The sequence below is a fragment of the Aquitalea sp. ASV11 genome, assembly GCF_016429185.1.
In the GTDB taxonomy this organism is placed as follows: domain Bacteria; phylum Pseudomonadota; class Gammaproteobacteria; order Burkholderiales; family Chromobacteriaceae; genus Aquitalea; species Aquitalea pelogenes.
Window position 1 is genome coordinate 12,571 of record NZ_JAELUD010000019.1, and the last position, 22,050, is coordinate 34,620.

General features: G+C 59.7%; 19 protein-coding genes. 18 read left to right on the top strand and 1 reads right to left on the bottom strand.

Going from position 1 to position 22,050, the window contains the following annotated elements; translation table 11 throughout:
- Positions 1–104 precede the first annotated feature (104 nt).
- From aguA to JHD62_RS08495, 3 genes are all read left to right on the top strand, one after another.
- Positions 105–1,211: an agmatine deiminase gene (gene aguA / locus JHD62_RS08485; protein ID WP_199102527.1), complete on the top strand. Its 1,107-nt coding sequence runs from the start codon at positions 105–107 to the stop codon at positions 1,209–1,211.
- 292 nt (positions 1,212–1,503) lie between these two features.
- On the top strand, positions 1,504–3,171 hold the full coding sequence (locus tag JHD62_RS08490) for a SulP family inorganic anion transporter (RefSeq protein WP_199102528.1): 1,668 nt from the start codon (positions 1,504–1,506) through the stop codon (positions 3,169–3,171).
- 318 nt (positions 3,172–3,489) lie between these two features.
- The gene (locus tag JHD62_RS08495) at positions 3,490–5,640 is read left to right on the top strand and encodes an AsmA family protein (RefSeq protein ID WP_199102529.1); all 2,151 of its coding nucleotides are present in this window, start codon (positions 3,490–3,492) and stop codon (positions 5,638–5,640) included.
- Between the two features lie 88 nt (positions 5,641–5,728).
- Here JHD62_RS08495 and JHD62_RS08500 read toward each other — a convergent pair whose 3' ends face one another.
- Complete coding sequence (locus JHD62_RS08500; protein ID WP_370541044.1) at positions 5,729–7,696, bottom strand: cation:proton antiporter; 1,968 nt, start codon at positions 7,694–7,696, stop codon at positions 5,729–5,731.
- 216 nt (positions 7,697–7,912) lie between these two features.
- Between JHD62_RS08500 and JHD62_RS08505 the strand changes: the two genes are divergently transcribed.
- The 15 genes from JHD62_RS08505 (at position 7,913) to JHD62_RS08575 (ending at position 22,026) form a co-directional block, all read left to right on the top strand.
- The gene (locus tag JHD62_RS08505) at positions 7,913–8,893 is read left to right on the top strand and encodes a KpsF/GutQ family sugar-phosphate isomerase (RefSeq protein ID WP_199102531.1); all 981 of its coding nucleotides are present in this window, start codon (positions 7,913–7,915) and stop codon (positions 8,891–8,893) included.
- Between the two features lie 18 nt (positions 8,894–8,911).
- Positions 8,912–9,436 (top strand): HAD family hydrolase, encoded by a 525-nt coding sequence (locus JHD62_RS08510; protein ID WP_045845551.1) that lies wholly within the window; start codon positions 8,912–8,914, stop codon positions 9,434–9,436.
- Entirely contained in the window at positions 9,433–9,993 is a 561-nt protein-coding gene (gene lptC, locus JHD62_RS08515) for an LPS export ABC transporter periplasmic protein LptC (RefSeq protein WP_199102532.1), read from the top strand. The genes JHD62_RS08510 and lptC overlap by 4 nt, the downstream gene beginning before the upstream one ends.
- Positions 9,983–10,537, top strand: coding sequence for a lipopolysaccharide transport periplasmic protein LptA (gene lptA / locus JHD62_RS08520; RefSeq protein ID WP_199102533.1), 555 nt, complete (start codon positions 9,983–9,985; stop codon positions 10,535–10,537). The genes lptC and lptA overlap by 11 nt, the downstream gene beginning before the upstream one ends.
- Entirely contained in the window at positions 10,534–11,265 is a 732-nt protein-coding gene (lptB, locus tag JHD62_RS08525; protein WP_045845548.1) for an LPS export ABC transporter ATP-binding protein, read from the top strand. Before lptA ends, lptB begins: the two co-directional genes overlap by 4 nt.
- Positions 11,266–11,268: 3 nt before the next feature.
- Positions 11,269–12,693 (top strand): RNA polymerase factor sigma-54, encoded by a 1,425-nt coding sequence (locus JHD62_RS08530; RefSeq protein WP_199102534.1) that lies wholly within the window; start codon positions 11,269–11,271, stop codon positions 12,691–12,693.
- Positions 12,694–12,764: 71 nt separating this feature from the next.
- A complete protein-coding gene (gene hpf, locus JHD62_RS08535) occupies positions 12,765–13,091 on the top strand; it encodes a ribosome hibernation-promoting factor, HPF/YfiA family (RefSeq protein ID WP_199102535.1) in 327 nt (108 codons plus the stop codon).
- Positions 13,092–13,212: 121 nt separating this feature from the next.
- Positions 13,213–13,677 carry a PTS IIA-like nitrogen regulatory protein PtsN gene (ptsN, locus tag JHD62_RS08540; RefSeq protein ID WP_045845545.1) on the top strand — a complete coding sequence of 155 codons (465 nt, stop codon included), beginning with the start codon at positions 13,213–13,215 and terminating at the stop codon, positions 13,675–13,677.
- Positions 13,670–14,626 (top strand): HPr(Ser) kinase/phosphatase, encoded by a 957-nt coding sequence (gene hprK / locus JHD62_RS08545; RefSeq protein ID WP_045845544.1) that lies wholly within the window; start codon positions 13,670–13,672, stop codon positions 14,624–14,626. The genes ptsN and hprK overlap by 8 nt, the downstream gene beginning before the upstream one ends.
- The gene (gene rapZ, locus JHD62_RS08550) at positions 14,607–15,449 is read left to right on the top strand and encodes an RNase adapter RapZ (RefSeq protein WP_199102536.1); all 843 of its coding nucleotides are present in this window, start codon (positions 14,607–14,609) and stop codon (positions 15,447–15,449) included. Before hprK ends, rapZ begins: the two co-directional genes overlap by 20 nt.
- Positions 15,450–15,514: 65 nt before the next feature.
- Positions 15,515–16,135, top strand: coding sequence for a flavin prenyltransferase UbiX (locus tag JHD62_RS08555; RefSeq protein ID WP_199102537.1), 621 nt, complete (start codon positions 15,515–15,517; stop codon positions 16,133–16,135).
- 2 nt (positions 16,136–16,137) lie between these two features.
- Positions 16,138–17,598, top strand: a complete 1,461-nt coding sequence (locus JHD62_RS08560; protein ID WP_199102538.1) for an NAD(P)H-hydrate dehydratase — start codon at positions 16,138–16,140, stop codon at positions 17,596–17,598.
- Positions 17,599–17,767: 169 nt separating this feature from the next.
- On the top strand, positions 17,768–18,673 hold the full coding sequence (locus tag JHD62_RS08565; RefSeq protein WP_199102539.1) for a DMT family transporter: 906 nt from the start codon (positions 17,768–17,770) through the stop codon (positions 18,671–18,673).
- A 225-nt stretch (positions 18,674–18,898) separates the two neighbouring features.
- On the top strand, positions 18,899–20,446 hold the full coding sequence (locus JHD62_RS08570; protein WP_199102540.1) for a HAMP domain-containing sensor histidine kinase: 1,548 nt from the start codon (positions 18,899–18,901) through the stop codon (positions 20,444–20,446).
- Positions 20,443–22,026 (top strand): DUF3369 domain-containing protein, encoded by a 1,584-nt coding sequence (locus tag JHD62_RS08575; RefSeq protein WP_199102541.1) that lies wholly within the window; start codon positions 20,443–20,445, stop codon positions 22,024–22,026. The genes JHD62_RS08570 and JHD62_RS08575 overlap by 4 nt, the downstream gene beginning before the upstream one ends.
- Positions 22,027–22,050 lie beyond the last annotated feature (24 nt).

Consider the following 22,050-nt stretch of genomic DNA (forward strand, 5'->3'; position numbering starts at 1 on the left):
CATGGCAGACAAAACCGGCTGACGTGTCGCACCACCGGACTGCACTGCAGCTGCACGATGTCCTGAATACTTCCGATGGCATCAATCAATGCATGGTGATCTCAATGAACAGCACAACGCACACTAGCCTGCCTGCCGCCGACGGCTTTCACATGCCGGCCGAATGGGCCCCGCAACAGGCGGTATGGATGATCTGGCCGCAGCGCCCGGACAACTGGCGCCATGCCGGACGTGAGGCCCAGCAGACGTTTGCTGCCATCGCCAAGGCCATTGCCGCAGCCACCCCGGTGTTCATGGCCGTGCCGCAAGAATGCATGACCGCAGCCCGTGCCGTGATGCCAGCCGAAGTGACGCTGGTGGAAATGAACAGCGATGACTGCTGGATGCGCGACAGCGGCCCCACCGTGGTGATCGACCAGGCAGGCAAGGTGCGCGGCGTGGACTGGCAGTTCAATGCCTGGGGCGGCTTCAACGGTGGCCTGTACCACCCGTGGGACCAGGACAGCGCCGTGGCCAGCCAGGTATTGGCCCACCATGGCTTTGACCGCTACGCCGCGCCGCTGGTGCTGGAAGGCGGCTCGATTCATGTCGACGGTGAAGGCACGCTGATGACCACCGCCGAGTGCCTGCTCAACCCCAACCGCAATCCGCATTTGTCCAAACAGCAGATTGAAGCCTTGCTGTCCGAATACCTGAACGTCAGCCACTTCATCTGGTTGCCGGAAGGCGTGTTCATGGATGAAACCGACGGCCACATCGACAATATGTGCTGTTTTGCCCGTCCGGGTGAGGTGATCCTGCACTGGGTGGACGATGAAAACGACCCGCAATACCCGCGTTCGCAGGCCGCCTATGAAGTGCTGTCGCAAGCGCGCGATGCCAAGGGCCGCCAGTTGAAGATCCACAAGATGCTGTCGCCGGGCCCCTTGTACTACACCGCGGAAGAAACCGCCGGCGTGGTAGCCAGCGGTCAGGCCGTCCCGCGTGAAGTGGGCGAGCGCATGGCGGCGTCCTATGTGAATTTCCTGATCAGCAACGGCCAGATCATCTACCCGCTGCTGGATGCACGTACTGATGAGGCAGCAGCCAGCCGCCTGCAGGAAATCTTCCCGGAATACCGCATTGTCGGCGTACCGGCGCGTGAAGTGCTGCTGGGCGGTGGCAACATCCACTGCATCACCCAGCAGATTCCGGCAGGCAAGGCGAGCTAAGCACTTCTCTCCACTGAATCCGGCACCACAAAAGCCAGGCCTTACGCCTGGCTTTTTCATTTGCCAGGCCTTGCCCGTGAACGATCCAGCACAAAAGCATAGTCTGTTTGCATTATTGTGTGTCGCCGCACAATCCTCTTAACATCAAACCATACCTGATCGATGGCCAATGCCTGTTCGCCACAGCCGCCTTGCCATCAGCTCCGTCACCTGCACCGTACTGGACAGCGGGCAATACGGCACAGACCGGCCAAAGGCATGACGGTTTCACTCCAGGCATGGGACACGACAGATGAAAAGCTTTCACAGCATCAGCGCCGGGCTGATCACCGCCAGCATTGCCATTTCCGTCAACGCAGCCTTTTCCGACCTGCTGGGCAACGCCCTGCATGCCGCTACGCTACGGCCACTGCTGTTCACCCTGATGATGGCATCCTGCTGCCTGGCCATGCTGCTGCTTGCCGGCAACAGCCGGCTTAAACTGGCCATTCCCGGGCTGGATGAACCGGCCATGGTCATCCTTTCCGCCATGGTTACCGCCAGCAGCCTGCATCTGCTGGGCCAGCCATGGTCGACCGGGCAGGTGCTGTCCACCTTGCTGTGCATCAACGCCCTGACCGCCCTGCTGACCGGCGCCGCCTTCTTGCTGGCCGCCCGTTTGCGCGCAGGACAACTGGCGCGCTGCCTGCCCTATCCGGTACTGGCTGCCTTCATGGCCAGCAGCGGCCTGCTGCTGATTGTGTTCGGCCTGAGCATTGCCGCCGGGCACAGCCTGTCGCTGACCCAGCCTGCCAGTTGGCAGCTGGACGGCGGCCAGGCAATGCAGCTGGGCTGGGGAGTGGGCTTTGGCATTTTGCTGTTGCTGTGCATGCGCAAGATGGATCACCCCGCCACCCTGACTGCACTGTTGCTCCTGGCTTGCCTGTTCGGGCCTTCACCAGCCACAGCGCTGCAGCAGTCATCCGCCCCCCTGTGGCCCGGCCTGGAACTTCCGCTATGGCAGGAAGTGCTGTCAGCACTGCCTACGGCCCTGGCCGCCGCGTTAATGGCCATGCTGGGTAGCACCAGCAACATCATGGCGCTGGATCAGGCGCAGCAGGCACGGGCTGATCTGAACCAGGAAATGCGGGTCAACGGTCTGGCCTGTCTGGTCTCTGCATTGTGCGCCACCCCCCCGGTCAGCATCATGCTGTCCGACAGCCTGCTGGCCGGCCGCATGGGTGCCCGGCGCTGGCCGCTGGCCATCTGCTTTGTCACTTGCTGCCTGCTGGCCATCTGGCAGCAACAATGGATGCTGGGCCTGATCCAGCCTTATGTGCTGGGCGGGGTATTAATATATTTCGGGGTGGAACTGCTGAGCCACTGGCTGCAACGCTGGCCGGCGCTGGCACAGGCAGAGCGCGGTATTTTACTGAGCACCATGCTCACCTTTCTGGCCATGAATGTGCTTGCCGGCATCGTGGTGGGTCTGGTGCTGTCTGCCTGGCAGTTCTGCTATCGCGCCAGTCAGCAAAACCCCTTGCAAGACATCCGCCTGCAGCCTGCCGATACCGGCAGCCAGCAGCCCGCGGTATTGACGGCCGAGCTGTGCGGCCCCTTGTACTTCGGTTCGGCCAGCCGCCTGCACGACCAGTTGCAAGCTGCCATCGCGGCACAGTTGTCCCGTGGCGATCTGGTGCAGCTGTGCCTGCGCCAGGCCAGCCTGGACAGTTCGGCCATGCAAACCCTGCACCGCCTGCACCTGTGGTGCGATGAACATGGCTACCGTTTGCAATTGCTGTGCCAGGACGGAGCGACTGCCAGCCAGTTACAACAATGGGGCATGTCGGCCAGCTGCGCCCATCCCGCAGCACCTTCGCCCCGACCGGTGGCGGCACGACAACGCCGGGCCGGTCATGTCGGAACTGTCCGCCCGGCACAGCCGCGCTTCATCCACTTCATGCAAACCGGGCGCGAGTAAACCGTTAGCAATTTCTTCTACATCCCCCCTCCCCCCGTACTACGCCAGCATCAGCACCATCTGGCTGCCAACCGGTTAAAAACGGTAAACCAGTCCCGGCCCCGCCAGCCATCCCGCGGCTGGGCCGCCCGAGTGACGGGCCTTTCCAGCCATCCCGGGCCGCTGGCAGCATTTCATGCTAAAATTCGCGCTTTACAAATGCGGGCTGCCCGGTAATATTTTGGCTTCGCCAAACTCGGGCAAGCGGCTGCCTTATCCCTGTCAGCCACCGCATGCTTGCATATGAAACACTCCGCTTAGCCCCCCGAAGATGCACTCATGAAATGGAACTCCGGCCGGCTATGGCTACGCATTGCCGTCTACGGCAGCGGCACAGTGATTGCGCTGTTCGTACTGATACAGGCCCTCATTTTCTGGCAGTTTGATGAAGCCGCCGTGCGCAAGACCCTCAGTAGCGCACTGAATGACACCGGACGACAGGTCGCGGTGGAAGGCAAGATCACGCCGCTGTTATTCCCGTCCCCGGGCCTTAGCATTCACCAGTTGAACATCAGCGAACCTGGCAGCAAGCAAAGCTTTGCCCGGGTGGAACAGCTGGATGTCTATCTGTCATGGATTCCGCTACTAACCGGCAACCGCGAAATCAAGGCGCTGGAAATGCATGGCGTCACCGCCAGCATTGCCCGTGGTACCGATGGCCGGCTGTCCATCATGGACCTGCTGCTGCATCGCTCCCCCGGTACCGTCAGCATGAAGCTGGACCGCCTGCTAGTCCGTGAAGGTACCGTGCTGTATAGCGATCACAGCAGCGGGACCGAACAGAAGCTGGATACCGTCAGCCTGGACGCCGACGACCTGCGCAGTGGCGCCAGCCTGACTGCCGCTGCCATTCTCAGCAATGGCAAGCGCCCCATCCGCCTGGCGGTCAGCACCCCGCTCACCATTCAGGATGATCAGGTCAGCCTGGAAAAGCTGGACGCCGTGGCCATTTCCGAAGTACCCGGCCTTGGCGAAAGCAAGTTTGCCGCCACCGGCCAGTACAAACTCAACTTTGCCACCTTGCAGACTTCCGGCAAGGACCTCAGCTTCCGCTTCAGCAGCGAGCGGCCCAGCAGCCAGCTGGAACTCAAGGTGCCCGAGCTCAATGCCAGCTTCAATGAAGTCAGCATTCCCACCGGCCGTCTGAGTGGCAAGCTGAGCTATGCCCACAGCCAGTACCAGCTGGACGCGGGCCTGGACAACCTGAAACTGACCGAAGGTGGCATGGCTGCCGACAAGGTGAATGGCAATTTCAACTGGCAAGCCGGTGACACCCGCCTCAACTTCAAGCTGGATGCACCGCTGGCGCTGATGGGCATGAAGCAGCTGCGCATGCAGCCCCTGAACATGACCGCCACCGTCACCACCCCGCTGCTGCCGCGCGGCAAGCTGGTGTCCAGCATGCAAGGTGCGCTGGATGGTGATCTGGACGAGCCCCGCCTCAACCTGCGCGTGGCAGGCAAGCTGGACGGCTCGGACCTGTCGGTCACCGTCAGCCAGTTTGGCCTGATGAAGCCACGGCATGAAGTCACGCTGTCGGTGGGCAAGCTGGACCTGAACCGCTATCTGCCCGAAAGCAAGGGCGATCCGGTGGCCATTTTCCAGGACGGCAAGCCGATTCCGCTGGACTGGCTGGACTACTTCGACCTGACCGGCAAAGTGGCCGTTGGCGAACTGGCCATGGGCCGCTTCCGCATGAACAACCTCAATGCCAGCGTGCGCATCAACCCGCGCGAACTGGAGCTGGACCAGATGTCCGCCGACATCTACCAAGGCCGCTTGCAAGGCGACATGCTGCTGGCGCGCCGCGATACACCGCATCTGGAAGTCAAGCAGACACTGAAGGACATGAACATCCGCCCGCTGCTGGTGGACCTGCTCAACTTCAACCGGCTGGATGGCAAGGGCAATGGCAAGATTGACGTGACCGCGGATGGCAAGTCCTTCCTCGAACTGCGCAACACCCTGACCGGCAATGTGGAAACCAGCCTGAACAAGGGCGCGCTGACCGGTATCGACCTGGTAGCCGCACTGAAGAACCTGCCGGCAGAACTGAAGGAATGGAATTCACCGGCGCAGGCCGACCAGAAAACCACCTTCTCCACCCTGTCCGCCGCCTTCCGGCTGGACAAGGGCGTGGCGCGCAGTCAGAACATGCAGCTGGCGTCACAGCTGGTGAATGTGAAAGGCGCTGGCAAGGTGGACCTGACGCAGAATATTGTGGACTACACCATGGATGTGCAGGCCAATCCGCAAGAATTCAGCCGTCTGAAGGGCGTCAACGTACCGCTCAAGATTACCGGCCCGCTCAATGCTCCGGTTTACGCGCTGGACTTCAACGCCATGGTGAAGGGCAAGAAGACCGAAGGTGAAAAGCAGCAGGCGCTGAAGCAGGAACTGAAAAAGCAGATCACCACCATTCTGCCCTGAACCGGGTCTTACTTCCGTCAGCCAAAGCAAAAGGCCGTGTCAGTGACACGGCCTTTGTCATGCCGGAGCTTGCATCAGCTCTGCAAGATCACCCCTGCAGGATACGGCTTTCAGCCAGGGCCAGTTGTTCCGGCGTCCCCAGCACCACCAGTACATCATTGGCGGCGATCTCAAAGCTGTCGTCAAAATCCAGCCGGCGAATGCTGTTGCGGCGGATGGCCTTGACCTCCACCCCCAGCGCCTGCAGCTGCAAAGCACCCAGCGGATGGCCGATGGCATGCGCGCCAGGGCAGGCCTGAATGCTCAGCAAGCGCGGCACCAGGGCCTCGTCCAGCCCCTCGCCATCATCACTGGTACCGCGAAAGAAGCCACGGAACAGGTTGTAGCGTTCTTCACGTACCGAACGGATACGGCGCAATACCCGGTTCAGCGGCACCCCCAGCACCATCAGCGCTTGCGAGGCCAGCATCAGGCTGCCCTCCATCACCTCGGCCACCACTTCGTCCGCCCCGGCACGGCGCAGCTGGTCGATATCGCTGTCGTCCACCGTGCGCACGATCACCGGCAGATCAGGCCGCGCAGACTGCACGGTATGCAAAATGCGCAGCGCCGCATGGGTATCGGCAAAGGTCACCACCACTACCTTGGCGCGCATCAGGCCACCGGCTACCAGCACTTCTTTCTTCCCGGCATCGCCAAACACCACCGGGTCGCCAGCCTCGCCAGCCTCGCGCACCCGCTCCGGGTCCATGTCCAGCGCAAAGAAGGGAATGTCTTCCGTCTCAAGCAAACGGGCCAGCGCCTGACCGCTACGGCCATAACCGCAAATCAGCACATGGTCGGACTTGCCCATGCTTTCCACCAGCAAGTGGTGCAGGCTCAAGGCCTGCATCATCCAGTCCTGCTTCACCAGACGACGGGTGATGGCTTCGCCGTGCATGATCATGAAGGGTGCCACCAGCATGGACAGCAGGATGGCGGCAATGGCGGCCTGCTCGGTGCTTTCGGCAATCAGGCCCAGGTTACCGGACAAGGCCAGCAGCACAAAGCCGAACTCACCGCCCTGCGCCAGGGCGAGGCCAGCACGCATGGAATGATTGGGCTGGTGACGCAGCAGCCGCCCCAGTACAAACACGATGCCCAGCTTGGCCAGCAGCAGCAAGCCCAGCATCAGCGCCACTTCGCCAAAGCGCTGGTACAGGATGGGCAATTGCAGGCGCATGCCGACGGTGACAAAGAAAAAGCCCAGCAGGATATCGCGGAAAGGCTTGATGTCCTCTTCCACCTGATAGCGGTATTCGGTTTCTGAAATCAGCATGCCGGCCACAAAGGCACCCAGTGCCAGCGACAGGCCGGACAGCTCGGTCAGCCAGGCCACCCCAAGGGTGATCAGCAAGACGTTGATCATGAACAGCTCGCCCGAGCGCTGTCTGGCCACCAGATGAAACCAGGGTCGCATCAGGCGCTGGCCGAAAAACAGCAGCAAGGCCATCACCGCCACCACTTTCACCGCAGCCAGGCCCAGGTCCATCCACAGGGTTTCACTGCCACCGGCAAAGGCAGGCAGCAGAATCAGCAGCGGCACCACGGCAATGTCCTGAAACAGCAGCACGCCGATGGCCAGTTGTCCGTGCTGCAGGTTCAGCTCCAGCCGCTCGGTCAGCAATTTGCTGACAATGGCGGTGGATGACATGGCCAGCGCGCCACCCACGGCAAAGCCGGACAGTGCAGAGCCGGTCAGCCAGCCCATCACCACGGCAATCAGCAGCAAGGTCACCACCACCTGTGCCAGGCCAAGGCCGAATACCAGATGGCGCATGGCCCGCAGCTTGGGCAGCGAGAACTCCAGCCCGATGGAGAACATCATGAACACGATGCCGATTTCACCCAGGAACTGCGTTTCCTCGCCCTCGGGAATCACGCTGGCCACACCGGGTCCTGCCAGGAAACCCACCACCAGGTAGCCCAGCATAGGCGGTACGCGCAAGCTGCGACACAAGGTAACGGACAACACGGCAGCCAGCAAAACCAGCACAATCGGGGCGAGCGAATGCATGAACGCAACCATCTCCTGTGAAAAAGCGGGAAAAAGCCATGACAAGCAGCACGGCACAAGGCAATGATCAAGCGCCCCGACCATCCGGCAAGCGCATGGTCAGGAACAAAAAGGCAGGCAGGTGCATGACGCCATGACAGGGCAAAATCACACGCCAAGCAAAAGATGCACCAGCTTCTGCCTCCGACGATTATAACCTTTGATATACTTTCCCCTATGGAAAAAGCGCAAACAAGCTCCCGGCTCGATCTGGCACGTGAAGTGCTGCAGACCGAGGCGGATGCAATTCTGGCCCTGTCAGGCCGCCTGAACGGCGATTTTCTGCGTGCCGTGGATGCCATTCTGGCCTGCCGTGGCCGCATTGTGGTAACAGGCATGGGCAAGTCCGGCCATGTCGGACGCAAGATCGCCGCCACGCTGGCCAGCACCGGCAGCCCGGCCTTTTTTGTTCACCCGGCCGAAGCCGCCCACGGCGACCTGGGCATGATTACCTCACAGGATGTGGTCATCGCCCTGTCCAACTCCGGCGAATCCGGTGAAGTGGTTGCCTTGCTGCCCGCGCTCAAGCGCAAGGGGCTGGTGCTGATCGGCATGACCGGCAACCCCTCATCCTCGCTGGGCCGCGAAGCCGACATCCTCCTGGACACCCAGGTGGAAAAAGAAGCCTGCCCGCTGGGCCTGGCCCCCACCACCAGCACTACGGTGCAGATTGCGCTGGGCGATGCCCTGGCAGTCACCCTGCTGGATGCCCGCCAGTTCGGCCCGGAAGACTTTGCCCTGTCACACCCCGGCGGCAGCCTGGGCAGGCGTCTGCTGGTCCATGTCAAGGACCTGATGCACAGTGGCGACGAACTGCCGCGCGTATTGCCCGGCACGCCGCTGAAAGATGCCTTGCTGGAAATGTCGCACCAGCGCCTGGGCATGGTGGCCATTGCCACGGCGGACAATGACATCAAGGGTATCTATACCGATGGGGACCTGCGCCGCACGCTGGAACGCTCCGGCAATATCTACGACCTGCTGATCGACCAGGTGATGAGCCCCGCCCCGCAAACCATCTTGCACAGCAAGCTGGCCACCGAGGCCGTCCACCTGATGGAACAGCGCCGCATCACCAGCCTCTTGGTGGTGAATGCCGACGGCAAGCTGGCCGGCGCCATCCACATGCACGACCTGCTCAAGGCCGGCGTCGTCTAGCCGGCAACAAGGAAGCCCATGCAAGCCATTACCGAACAAGCCCGCAAGATCAAGCTCCTGATCATGGACGTTGACGGCGTCATGACCGATGGCCGCATTTACTACAATGCCCAGGGAGAAGAGAGCAAGTCCTTCTATGTGCAGGACGGCCTGGGCCTCAAGCTGTTGCAATCCACTGGCGTACGGCTGGCCATCATCTCCGGGCGGGCCGACCGCTGCGTGGAACACCGCGCACAGGCGCTGGGCATCGACTTTTACTTCGGCGGCATCCACAACAAGCAGGAAGCCCTGAATCAGTTGCTGCAACAGGCGGATGTCACGCTGGAACAATGCGCCTTCATCGGCGACGACCTGATCGACCTGCCGGTTCTGCGCCGCGTCGGCCTGGCGGTGGCCGTGCCGGCTGCCCCCACCCTGGTACGCCAGCATGCGCACTATGTCACCGGCTTCCCCGGCGGTCAGGGCGCAGTGCGTGAACTGGCCGAGCTGATCATGCAGGCGCAAGGCAATTTTGACGCCATCGTGGCACGGTATCTAGCATGATCCGTTCGCACCGCCTGTTTCCCATCCTGCTGGTGCTGATCACCGGCTTGCTGACCGTCTGGCTGGATGCCGTGTCACGCTGGCAGCCCAGCAAGCACGAGCTGGACCCGAACAAGCCTGAAGTCGTGGCGCAGGGCGTGATGGCCACCCGCTTCGACCCCAAGGGCATGCTGCAGGACAAGATGATTGCCAGCCGCATGTGGCAATACCCGGACCGCACCGAGTCGTATTTCGAATCGCCGGACCTGCAAAGCTACAAGAATGGCGTACTGGCCTACCATGCCATTGGTGAAAGCGGCCGTTACAACAGCAAGACCAAACAGGTACTGTTCGACAAGAAAGTCACGCTGATCCAGCCGGCCACCGCCACGCAACTGGAAACCCGCGTAGTCAGCAGCAATATGCGCATTGACACCGTCAAGCACATTGCCCGCGCAGATACCCTCACGCACTTCTACTATGGCAAGTCCAGCGGCAGCGCCGTGGGCTTCATTTACGAACAGCAGGCTGGACAATTACAGCTGCTGTCCAACGCAAAGGCCACTTATGAAAAATAACTGCCGCCGCTTCATCCGGCTGGCCTGGCTGGCCCTCGGCCTGTGCGCCATCCAGACCGCCCATGCCGAAAAGGCCGACCGGGACAAGCCCATCGAAATCAGTGCCGACCGGGGCAACCTCGACCAGCTCAAGGGCGTCACGGTATGGCAAGGCAATGTCGTCATCATCCAGGGCACACTCAAGCTCAATGCCGACCGCGCCACGGTCACCCAGGACAAACAGGGTAACCAGACCATGCAGGCCACCGGACGCCAGGTCAACTTCCGCCAGAAAATGGACGGCAAGAACGAATGGATCGAAGGCCAGGCCAACCAGCTGGACTACAACACCGTCACCCACGTTGCCGTGCTCACCGGCAATGCCCGCGTCAAGCGTGGCAGTGATCTGGTCATCGGCAATGTCATTACCTACAACACCGAAACCGAAATGTATGAAGTCAGCAGTGGTGCCAGTAGCAATGGCGGCCGCGTGACAGCCATCATTCAGCCCAAGCCCAGGGACAACAGCCCAGCTGGCAAGAAAACAGACGGAAACACCCAATGAGCGGCCCCAGCATCCTGAAAGTGGAGCGCCTGAAAAAACGCTTCAAAAAACGTACGGTGGTGAAGGACGTCGCCCTGCAGATCCAGAGCGGGGAAGTGGTCGGCCTGCTTGGCCCCAACGGTGCCGGCAAGACCACCAGCTTTTACATGATTGTCGGGCTGATCGGTGCCGATGAAGGCGAAATCACGCTGGATGGCAACAGTATCACCCACCTGCCCATTCATCAGCGCGCCCGCCTTGGACTGGGCTATTTGCCGCAGGAAGCTTCCATTTTCCGCAAGATGACGGTGGAAGAAAACATCACGGCGGTGCTGGAAATTGCCGGTTACAAGGGCGACAAGCTGGAGCAGGAACTCAGCCTGTTGCTTGACGACCTCAATATCGCCCACCTGCGCGAAAGCAATGCGCTGGCACTGTCCGGTGGCGAGCGCCGCCGAGTGGAAATTGCCCGCGTGCTGGCCACCCGCCCACGCTTCATCCTGCTGGACGAACCGTTTGCCGGGGTAGACCCGATTGCCGTCATCGACATCCAGAAAATCATCACCTTCCTGCAACAGCGTGGCATTGGCGTATTGATTACCGACCACAATGTGCGTGAAACCCTGCGCATCTGCGATCGCGCCTACATCATCAGTGATGGTTCGGTACTGGCTTCCGGCGAGCCGGAAGAACTGGTCAACAACGAGAAAGTGCGCCAGGTCTACCTGGGCGAGCACTTCCACCTGTAAGCCATGAAACAGTCACTACAGCTACGGGTCTCCCAGCAACTCACCCTCACGCCGCAACTGCAACAGTCCATCAAGCTGTTGCAGCTGTCCACGCTTGACCTGCAGGCAGAAGTCGAACGCTTCTTGCTGGACAACCCCATGCTGGAACGCGGCGATGAGCCGCCCTCGCATGACAGCAGCCAGGCAGAAACGCCGGCTGCCCAGGAAGAATCCACCAGCACGGCGTCGGACAGCAGCGATGGTGACAACAGCCAGGACGCCAGCAATGGCGAACTCACCGACTGGGGCAGTGGCAGCCGACGCAACGACGGGGACGATGAATTCGACCCCATGCTCAACGTCCCCTGCCCGGTCAGCCTGCGCGAACACCTGTTGGCGCAGCTGGGTGAACTGACCCTGCCCACCCGCGACCAGGCCATCGTCCAGCTGCTGATTGAAGAACTGGACGACAACGGTTTCCTGACTACCGATCTGGAAGAACTGGCCAGCAACCTGCCGCTGGAACTGGAACTGGAAACCGATGAACTGATGGTCGGATTGCGCCTGTTACAGCAATTCGACCCCCCCGGCATTGCCGCGCGCAACCTGGCAGAGTCGCTTGGCCTGCAATTGGCCCGTTTGCCCGCCAATGAGCCCGGCCATGCACTGGCCCGCCAGATTGTGGCCGAGCACCTGACGCTGCTGGGCAATCGCGATTACACCCGCCTGAAGCGCATTCTGGGCGTGGATGACGAAGCCATCCGCCAGGCACAGCAGCTGATCGCCCGGCTGACACCCCACCCTGCATCCAGCTTTGGCGGTGAAGACGTGCACTATGTCATTCCGGATGTCACCGTGCGCAAACGGCGTGGTCACTGGGTGGCCGAACTCAATAACGGCGCGGTACCGCGCTTGCGTGTCAACCAGCTATACGCCCAGATGCTGTCGGAAAACCGGGCAGGCGCAGGCGAACTGACTGGCCGGCTGCAAGAAGCCAAATGGCTGGTCAAGAACATCCAGCAACGATTTGACACCATTCTGAAAGTGTCAGAAGCTATAGTCGAAAGACAGCAAGCGTTCTTTGAACACGGTGAAGTCGCCATGCGGCCGCTTATCCTGCGGGACATCGCAGACGAACTAGGCCTGCATGAATCGACCGTCTCACGCGTCACTACGCAGAAATACCTGCTTTGCCCTCGTGGTCTGTTCGAGCTGAAGTATTTCTTTGGCAGTGCACTGGAAACCGACAGCGGCGGCGAATGCTCGGCAACGGCCATCAAGGCGCATATCCGCCGCATGATAGACGGTGAAAACCCGGCCAAGCCACTTTCGGACAGCGCCATTGCCGACGAACTGGGCAAGCAAGGGATTCAGGTTGCAAGACGCACCGTTGCGAAGTATCGTGAAGCTATGCAGATACCGCCGGTCAATCTGCGCAAGGCATTGTGATTCACGCCTTGAAGAATATCCGCCCGCCCGGCCGACCCGACCGGGTAGTCAACACAAGAAGGAGTTAGGGTATGAACCTCAAAGTAACCGGTCTCCACCTCGAAGTAACCCCGGCCATCCGCGAATACGTGGAAACCAAGCTGGAACGCATCACCCGCCATGTCGATCACGTGATTGACGTTGCTGTCACCCTGTCGGTAGACAAGCTGGTACAGAAGGCGGAAGTGAATGTTCACCTTTCCGGCAAGGATATCCACGTAGAGGCCACCGACTCCGACATGTACGCTGCCATCGACGCGCTGATGGACAAGCTCGATCGCCAGGTACTCAAGCACAAGGAAAAACAAAGCGAACACCGTGCAGCAAGCCCGCAGGTTCAACCGGAAGCCAGCTTGTAAGCATTATGTATTCGATGCGGGAACCCGGCGGGTTCCCGTTTTTATTTGCTCGGAGCCTTTTTCATTTTGATGAAGGCAACGTAGAATTGGCCAGTTTCTGTAGCCGCGTGCAACCATTCCTATGAGCCTGATTGGCAAAATCCTGACACAGGATCACATCCTCCCGGACCTGGATGTCGCCAGCAAGAAGCGCGTCTTCGAGCAGGTGGGCCTCCTTATCGAAAACACCCACGGCATCGCCCGCAGTGAAATTTTCGACTGCTTGTTTGCCCGGGAAAAACTGGGCTCCACCGGCCTTGGCCAAGGGGTGGCCATTCCGCATGGCCGTGCCAGAGGGCTCAAGGAAGCGGCAGGCGTGTTCATTCGCCTGAAGAACCCGATTCCTTTCGATGCGCCGGATGGCAAGCCGGTGCAAAGCCTGTTTGTCCTGCTGGTGCCGGAACAGGCAACCGACCTGCACTTGCAGGTGCTCTCGGAGCTGGCACAGCTGTTCTCCAGCAAACAGCTGCGTGAACAACTGCTCAGCGCAAGCTCGCGTGCCGATCTGTACCAGCTGCTCACCGGATGGAATACCAACCATGCCTAGCATTACCGTGCGCCGGTTGTATCAGGACAACCAGCAAAAGCTCAACCTGACCTGGGTAGCAGGCACCGGCGGCGCGGACAGCCCCATCGGCAATGACGAACAACGCCCTACCCTGGCCCTGGTCGGCCACCTGAATTTCATTCACCCCAACCGGGTGCAAGTGCTGGGTCTGGCCGAGGTGGACTACCTCAACCGGCTGGAACAATCCGCCGCCAAGACCGCGCTGGACCAACTGTTCCACAAAACCATGTCTGTGGTGATGGTGGCCAATGGCCAGCCAGTGCCCAAACTGCTGCGCGACTACTGCCACACCCACAATGTGCCGCTGATGAGCACACCGCTGGAAAGCCCCTACCTGATGGATGTGCTGCGCATCTATCTGGCGCGCGCACTGGCAGTTTCCACCGTGTTGCATGGCGTGTTTCTGGATGTGCTGGAAATCGGCGTGCTGATCATGGGCGATTCGGCCATGGGCAAGAGCGAACTGGCACTGGAACTGATTTCCCGTGGTCACGGCATGGTGGCCGATGATGCGGTGGAACTGTACCGCATCGGCCCGGAAACCCTGGAAGGCCGTTGCCCGCCGCTGCTGCGCGACTTTCTGGAAGTGCGCGGCCTGGGCATCCTGAATATCCGTACCATTTTTGGCGAAACCGCTGTGCGTCCGAAAAAGGTGCTAAAACTGATTATTCACCTGGTCAAGGCCAACGACCAGGCGATGCAGGCCCTGGACCGGTTGAACATCCAGTCGGAAACCCAGGACATCATTGGCGTGACGGTGCGCAAGGTGGTGCTGCCGGTTGCGGCAGGTCGCAACCTTGCGGTGCTGGTTGAAGCGGCTGTGCGCAACTACATCCTGCAACTGCGTGGTATCGACAGTACCCGTGAGTTCATCGAACGCCATACCAACTTCCTCAGAGATCAGGAAAATGCGCCTGATATTGATTAGCGGCCTGTCCGGTTCCGGTAAATCCATCGCCCTGCGCGCACTGGAGGACTCTGGCTTTTACTGTGTGGACAACCTGCCAGCCACCATGCTGCACGAAGCCATGTCGCTTTATGCCGATTATGGCTACCAGCAGATTGCCATCAGCGTGGACACCCGCTCCAGCCCTTCGCTGGGCGCACTGCCTGCCGAGGTGGACAAACTGCGTCAGCAAGCCGTGGATGTACGCTTGCTGTTTCTCGAGGCCAAGCCGGAAACCCTGGTCAAGCGTTTTTCCGAAACCCGCCGCCGGCATCCACTGTCGGGTAGCGGCTCCACGGTGGAGGAATGCATCCAGCTGGAGCAGGAACTACTGGCCAGCGTGCAGGAAATGGGTATTCGCATCGACACCAGCGAATTATCAGCCAATGCATTGAAAACGGCCATCAAGCAGTTGGTGGAAGCAGACAGCAGTCGGCTCACCATCATTTTCGAATCCTTCGGCTTCAAGCATGGCGTTCCGCTGAACGCCGACTTCGTGTTTGACGTCCGCTGCCTGCCCAATCCCTATTACGACCTGGCCTTGCGTCCGTTTACCGGCCGCGACCAACCCATCGTCGACTTTTTTGCGGGGCAACCGCTGGTCGCTCAAATGGCGGAAGATATCCGCTGCATGATTCTCAAATGGTTGCCCGAATTCAGCCGCGAAAACCGCAGCTATCTCACTGTGGCCATCGGCTGTACCGGTGGTCAGCATCGCTCTGTCTTTATTGCCGAACAACTGGCCAAGGCCTTTCCGGCCGAACAGGTCCTGTTACGACATCGCCAGTTGTTTCGCGAATCCTGACCGGTCACCTGCCTGGCTCGCAGCATCCCGCTGCGCCGGCAGGCAGGACCGCCACTGGAAACAAGATGCAAACACCCCAAACCGTTACCGTTGCCCTTACCGGAGCCTCCGGCCTGCCCTATGGCCTGCGGCTGATCGACACCCTGATTGGTGCAGGCGTCCGCGTGTGGGTACTTTATTCCCAGGCTGCACAAATCGTGGCCAAGCAGGAGATGGACCTGCAACTTCCCTCCCGCCCTGCCGAATTTGCCCAATGGTTGCAACAACGCACAGCTGCCACAGAAGGACAGCTGGCGGTATTTGGCCGTGAAGAATGGTTTGCTCCGGTCGCCTCCGGCTCCAACCCGGCCGACGCCATGGTGGTCTGTCCCTGCTCCATGGGCACCCTGGCCGCCATTGCACAAGGCATGAGCGACAACCTGATTGAACGGGCTGCCGATGTCAGCATCAAGGAAGGGCGCAAGCTGATTCTGGTACCACGGGAAACACCTTTCTCCGTCATTCATCTGGAAAACATGCTCAAGCTGGCGAGGCTTGGGGTGGTGATCCTGCCACCATCACCGGGCTTTTATACGCACCCGTCCACCATCGAAGACATGGTGGACTTCGTGGTCGCCCGCATACTGGACCAGCTACGCGTTCCCAATAGCCTGATGCCCCGCTGGGGAGAACCCGGCAAGGAGTAAGCATGCACAATGCAGCCCTGTGGAGCCTGGCGGACTTGCGTCAGCTGGAAGTAGTCGCCGCACAGCGTGGCATCCATCTGATGCAGCAAGCCGCGCAAGCCACGGTAGATTGGGTGGAGCAGCATGTCGCGCAAGGTGCGCGCATTCTGGTAGCTGCCGGTCCGGGCAATAACGGCGGCGATGCCTTGGTGGCAGCAGTGCTGCTGATGCAGCAAGGTTATCAGGTGGATGTGCTGCTGCCACAACCACCACTCAGTACAGAAGCCTGTGAGGCGCTCCAGACCCTGCGCCAGGCTGGCGGCCTGCCGCTACAGCAATTGAGTGTGGATTACTCTTCGCCTGCCTTGCTGATTGATGGTCTGTTTGGCATTGGTCTGAACCGGCCGCTGGATGACTTCTGGTGCCAGCTCATCAACCAGCTGAACCAGCTTTCCTGCCCCACACTGGCACTGGATTGCCCCAGTGGCCTGAATGCCTATACCGGCCAGGCTCCTTCAGCCTGCATCAAGGCCAGCCACACGCTGACCTTTCTGTGCCACAAACCGGGTTTGTTTTATGCAGCCGGTGCCAACCATGCAGGACAGGTGGAATGTGCTCCACTGGACTATCCCGCAGAACTACAACCCGTGGCTGCCGGTTATTTGAACCGGCAGGATGCCCGCATGCTGCGGCGAAAACCGGATAGCCATAAAGGCAGCCACGGTACGGTCAGCATTGTGGGAGGCTGCCCCGGCATGAGCGGTGCCGTGTTGCTGGCCGGACGTGCCGCACTGGCCGGAGGTGCGGGCAAGGTCCATGTGCTGAGCCTGGATCCGCGACTGGTCGTCGATACTGCTTTTGCCGAATTGATGCTGCATGGCGACGCCCAACCTGCCAACCAGCCCGCTTGTGATGTCCTGGCAGTGGGCCCCGGCCTCGGCCAAAGCGTGCAAGCTGTGCAGTGGCTGCAACAATCGCTGGGCAGCCCGCTGCCGCTGGTGCTGGATGCGGATGCCCTCAATCTGCTGGCAGCCGATACCAGTTTGCAAAAGCATCTGCGCCAGCGCAAGGCCGCCACCATCATCACGCCGCATCCGGCGGAGGCTGCCCGTCTGCTGGCCTGTACCACAGCGGATATTCAGGCTAACCGGCTGGAAGCCGCACAACAGCTGGCCGCTACACTCAATGCAGTTGTGGTGCTCAAGGGGGCAGGCAGCCTGATATGCGCACCCAGACAGCCCTATTACCTGAATACCAGCGGCGGCCCGGCACTGGCAGTCGCCGGACAAGGTGATGTACTGACCGGCCTGATTGCTGCCTTATTGGCGCAGGGTATGCCAGCGCTGGACGCCAGCTGCCTTGCTGTCCGGGTTCATGGCCTGGCCGGGGACCAGTATCAGCAGGAAGCTGGCGGCCCCATTGGCCTTACCGCATCGGCTACTGCCTTGCGCTGCAGCGCCATCCTTAATCGATTAAGCAGTTAAAGCACGGTCCACGATCGCGATTCGCGAGCGTTATCCTCCACACGCAAAAACAATTAATGACATAGTCATTGCAAAATTCAAAAATTATTCTTTTTTTATAGAAAAGTACCGTTCTCTGTGCTGTACACGGCTAGGTAGAATGGAGCCATTCCGTGATGGGAGATTTTCCTTGCAGCAACAGAAGAAAGCATATTTGTTCGGGCTGAGCGCCGTATTGGCATGGTCTACCGTGGCAACCGCCTTCAAGATCAGCCTGGCTCACCTGTCCCCGGCACAACTGGTTTTGTATGCCAGCATTGCCTCCACCCTCTGTCTGCTCGGCATTTTGCTGGCCCAGGGCAGGCTTGGCAGCCTGTGGCCTGCATTACGACAGCACTGGCGCCATTCTTTAGTACTGGGTGCGGTAAACCCGCTGATTTACTATCTGATCCTGTTTCAGGCCTATGCGCTGCTGCCGGCACAAGAGGCCCAGGCCATCAATTACACCTGGGCGCTCACCATGACGCTGCTCTCAGTCCCCTTGCTCAAGCACAAACTCAGCCTGCACGACGCCCTCGCTGCCATCATTTGTTATCTGGGCGTGCTGGTGATTGGCACCCACGGTCAGTTGCTGAGCCTGCATTTTTCCAGCTTGCGCGGCGTGGGCTTCGCCCTGGCTTCCACCTTGCTGTGGGCGGCCTACTGGATCTTCAATGCCCGTGACAAGCGCGAACCGGTGCTGGGACTGACGCTCAATTTCATGATGTCGCTCCCCTTGGCCTTGCTGTATTGCGCACTCACCGGCCAGCTGACTCCCGTTGCCTGGCAGGGACTGGCCGGGGCTGCCTATGTCGGTGCGCTGGAAATGGGCTTTACCTTTGTCTTGTGGCTCAGTGCGATGAAACTGACCCAAAGTACGGCCAAGATCGCCAACCTGATTTTCCTGTCACCACTGTTATCGCTGGTGCTGATCCACTTTGTCATCGGAGAAGCCATCCTGCCATCCACACTGCTTGGTCTGGCGCTGATTCTCGGTGGTCTGCTGCTGCAAAAGCTGCAACGCAGCCAAGCCAGTTGTGCGGTACAGGCACAGTAGACCATCAGGCACAGGCTGGATGTTGCTGGTCAACACCGCGGATTACACACTTTCTTCTGCACAAAAGTGGTGCCATTTACCACCGGAATCCATGGAATTGACGTTTCCCTGACAGATTGAAGTGACATCCTCATGCAAGCAGTGACACCATGCATGACAGGCAAAAGTGGCATTTCAGTTCAAGACTTCCTAGGATTAAGCAGGCCTAAAGGGATAATAAAAGTAATGAACAGTATCAAATCCAAGCTCAGGCTCTGGCTAATGATAGGGGTGACGGTAGTGGTGGCCATTACCGGCTTGATGACGTATCAGCAGAACCGTGGTCAGGACGAAGAAGACTATCAGGCACAGCGCGCCTCACTGCAGGCACGGCTGGCACTGGCACTACCGCATGGGGTGTGGCAGATGGATGATGCCTACACCAGGCTGACGCTGGATGCCGAACTTGGCTGGAGCTCCGTACTGGCCATCCGCATCACGGGTGATGCCGGGCTGAATATCGGCCGGATCCGCAATAATGACACGGCCTCGCTGCGGGATATGGCACCTGCAGAAAAACCGGTTGGCGATGACACACTGACCATTCCCATCATCTATCAGAACCGTGAAAAGCTGGGTGTGGCGACCATCTATCTGTCACGTAGCCAACTGGCCCATCGCCAGACCATGCACTTGCTGGAAATCCTGCTGGAAATCCTGGTGCTGGATGGCCTGATTTTCATTGTGATGACATATAACCTGAACCGCTTTGTGTTCGACCCGCTCAAGGAACTGCAACGCGCGCTGGACCAGGCAGCCAGCAGCAACGATGCCAGGTCACTACGCCTGACCGAAGCCACGCAGGATGAGTTCGGCGCGGTCAGACGCAGCTTCAACCGTATTGTGGATCGCATCTCGGCTGATCTGGCCATGCGGACGGCAGCCGAAGCGCAGGCGCGCCAGGAGCGCGACAATGCAGAACAAGCCCTGCAACAACTGGTGCAAACCCAGCAAACGCTGGTGGAAAGCGAAAAACTGGCCTCACTGGGTAGCCTGGTGGCCGGTGTGGCCCATGAAATCAACACTCCTGTCGGCATCACGCTGACTACCGCTTCCCACCTGGCCACCAGCACACTGCACATCACCGAGAAACTGGACAACGGCGGCATCAAGAAAAGCGACTTCCAGGCCTATCTGGATTCGGCCCGTGAATGCTGCGATCTCATCCTGTCCAATTCCGAACGCGCAGCCAGCCTGATCCACAGCTTCAAACAGGTTGCCGTCGACCAGACCAGTGAACAACGGCGGGATTTCCAGCTAAACGATTACCTGAGCGAAATCGTCACCAGCCTCAAGCCGCGTTTCAAGCGCTCCCAAACCAATATCACCATCGACTGCGAAGATGACTTGCTACTGGACAGCTACCCCGGAGCCATCTCCCAGGTGGTGACCAATCTGCTGGTCAATGCCCTGGTGCATGGGTTTGAAGAAAAACCCGGTGGCAATATCCATATCCGCGCCGAGCGCTACCAGGCGGCCGAAGTGCGCCTGAGCATCCAGGATGATGGCAAAGGCATACCGGCAGAAAACATCAACCGGGTGTTCGATCCTTTTTTCACCACACGACGTGGCAATGGCGGCAGCGGCCTAGGCTTGCACATCGTCTATAACATCATCCGGCAACGTCTCGGTGGCACGATCGAAGTGCACAGCGAAGTGGGCAAAGGCAGCGTATTCATCATTACCATGCCCTGCACCGCTCCCGAGGTTTCCCACAAGGAGGGTAAACAATGAGCCAGCTAGAAAATAACGATGACAACTGGCTGCTGGAGGACGACCCGGCAGATGCCGGCAATGCGCTGCAGTCGTACAAACGGCCATGGAAAATCCTGATTGTTGATGACGAACCGGATGTTCACAGTGCGACATCGCTGGCAATACGCAATATCCGTTACAAGGATCGCGGGCTGGAACTGATCAGCGCCTATTCCGCAGCGCAAGCCGAGCAAATGCTGCAGCTGCACGATCATATCGCCCTGATCCTGCTTGATGTGGTAATGGAAACCGATGATGCCGGATTGCAGCTGGTACAGCGCATCCGCGAAATCATGCAGAACAACACCACCCGCATCGTGCTGCGCACCGGCCAGCCCGGCCAGGCACCAGAGCAGGAAGTGATCCTCAATTACGATATCAACGACTACAAGACCAAGACCGAGCTGACGGTACAAAAGCTGTTCACTACCGTGATTGCTTCCCTGCGGGCCTATGAAAACCTGATTACCATCGAAAAGAACCGTCAGGGACTGGCCAAGATTCTGGAAGGTGCGGCTGACTTGTACCAGATGTTCTCGCTCAAGGAATTTGCCTCCGGGGTGCTCAAGCAGATCAGTGCCATTCTGGATGTGGGGACCGATGGCATTCTGTGTGTGGAAAGCACGCCGGACCTGACCGGTCGGCCGCAGCTGGAAATCCTGGCCGCCGCGGGTGCCTATGAAACCCTGCTCGTAAGCGGCAGCCTGGACGATTATCCCGAATTGGCCCAGGCCATCCGTCAGGCCTTGCTGGAAAAGCGTAATATCTATCAGCACCCCTACGATGTGCTGTGCATCACGGCCCAGAATGGCCGCGAATTTGCCATACACTTCACACCGCCCTGGCCGCTGGATGATGTCGAGCGCAATCTGCTGGAAGTCTTCTGCCAACGCATTTCCTCGGCCTATGACAACCTCTACCTGTACAACCAGCTGCGCCATTCGCAAGAGGCCACCGTGGTGGCACTGGCGGCCCTGGCCGAATACCGCGACACCGACACCGGGGCACACGTGCAGCGGGTACAGAAACTGACCCATGCCATTGCCAGTGAAATCCGCCTGGGCGGACATTATCTGGAACAGCTCAGCCCGGACTTCATGGACATGGTGGGCATGGCCAGCATCCTGCACGATGTAGGCAAGGTCGGAACACCGGACCATATCCTGTTCAAGCCCGGCAAGCTGGACCCGGACGAACGCCGCATCATGGAACAACACGCCAGCATTGGCGCCAGCATTCTGGCCAAGTCGGCCCAGATGGTGGAAGGACAGAGCTATTTGTCACTCGGCTCGGAAATTGCCGGCGGGCATCACGAACACTTCGATGGCAATGGCTACCCGCAAAAGCTGAGTGGCCAGGCCATCCCGTTGTCGGCGCGCATTGTCGCCGTGGTGGATGTGTTTGACGCCCTGCTCAACAAGCGTCCCTATAAAGAGCCATGGGAGTTGTCCGAAACCCTGGACTATATCCGCAGCCGTGCCGGCAGCCAGTTCGACCCGGTGGTGGTCACCGCGCTGTGCACGCTGGTCGAGGAAAAACGTTTGCCTTTCGAGCTGTAGCATCTGCTGCAACGAAAAAAGCCG

Excerpts from the sequence above, each read along its gene's own strand:
- aguA (WP_199102527.1), top strand. The coding sequence starts at position 105 with ATGAACAGCACAACGCACACTAGCCTGCCTGCCGCCGACGGCTTTCAC.
- JHD62_RS08490 (WP_199102528.1), top strand. The coding sequence starts at position 1,504 with ATGAAAAGCTTTCACAGCATCAGCGCCGGGCTGATCACCGCCAGCATT.
- JHD62_RS08495 (WP_199102529.1), top strand. The coding sequence starts at position 3,490 with ATGAAATGGAACTCCGGCCGGCTATGGCTACGCATTGCCGTCTACGGC.
- JHD62_RS08500 (WP_370541044.1), bottom strand. The coding sequence starts at position 7,696 with ATGCATTCGCTCGCCCCGATTGTGCTGGTTTTGCTGGCTGCCGTGTTG.
- JHD62_RS08505 (WP_199102531.1), top strand. The coding sequence starts at position 7,913 with ATGGAAAAAGCGCAAACAAGCTCCCGGCTCGATCTGGCACGTGAAGTG.
- JHD62_RS08510 (WP_045845551.1), top strand. The coding sequence starts at position 8,912 with ATGCAAGCCATTACCGAACAAGCCCGCAAGATCAAGCTCCTGATCATG.
- lptC (WP_199102532.1), top strand. The coding sequence starts at position 9,433 with ATGATCCGTTCGCACCGCCTGTTTCCCATCCTGCTGGTGCTGATCACC.
- lptA (WP_199102533.1), top strand. The coding sequence starts at position 9,983 with ATGAAAAATAACTGCCGCCGCTTCATCCGGCTGGCCTGGCTGGCCCTC.
- lptB (WP_045845548.1), top strand. The coding sequence starts at position 10,534 with ATGAGCGGCCCCAGCATCCTGAAAGTGGAGCGCCTGAAAAAACGCTTC.
- JHD62_RS08530 (WP_199102534.1), top strand. The coding sequence starts at position 11,269 with ATGAAACAGTCACTACAGCTACGGGTCTCCCAGCAACTCACCCTCACG.
- hpf (WP_199102535.1), top strand. The coding sequence starts at position 12,765 with ATGAACCTCAAAGTAACCGGTCTCCACCTCGAAGTAACCCCGGCCATC.
- ptsN (WP_045845545.1), top strand. The coding sequence starts at position 13,213 with ATGAGCCTGATTGGCAAAATCCTGACACAGGATCACATCCTCCCGGAC.
- hprK (WP_045845544.1), top strand. The coding sequence starts at position 13,670 with ATGCCTAGCATTACCGTGCGCCGGTTGTATCAGGACAACCAGCAAAAG.
- rapZ (WP_199102536.1), top strand. The coding sequence starts at position 14,607 with ATGCGCCTGATATTGATTAGCGGCCTGTCCGGTTCCGGTAAATCCATC.
- JHD62_RS08555 (WP_199102537.1), top strand. The coding sequence starts at position 15,515 with ATGCAAACACCCCAAACCGTTACCGTTGCCCTTACCGGAGCCTCCGGC.
- JHD62_RS08560 (WP_199102538.1), top strand. The coding sequence starts at position 16,138 with ATGCACAATGCAGCCCTGTGGAGCCTGGCGGACTTGCGTCAGCTGGAA.
- JHD62_RS08570 (WP_199102540.1), top strand. The coding sequence starts at position 18,899 with ATGAACAGTATCAAATCCAAGCTCAGGCTCTGGCTAATGATAGGGGTG.
- JHD62_RS08575 (WP_199102541.1), top strand. The coding sequence starts at position 20,443 with ATGAGCCAGCTAGAAAATAACGATGACAACTGGCTGCTGGAGGACGAC.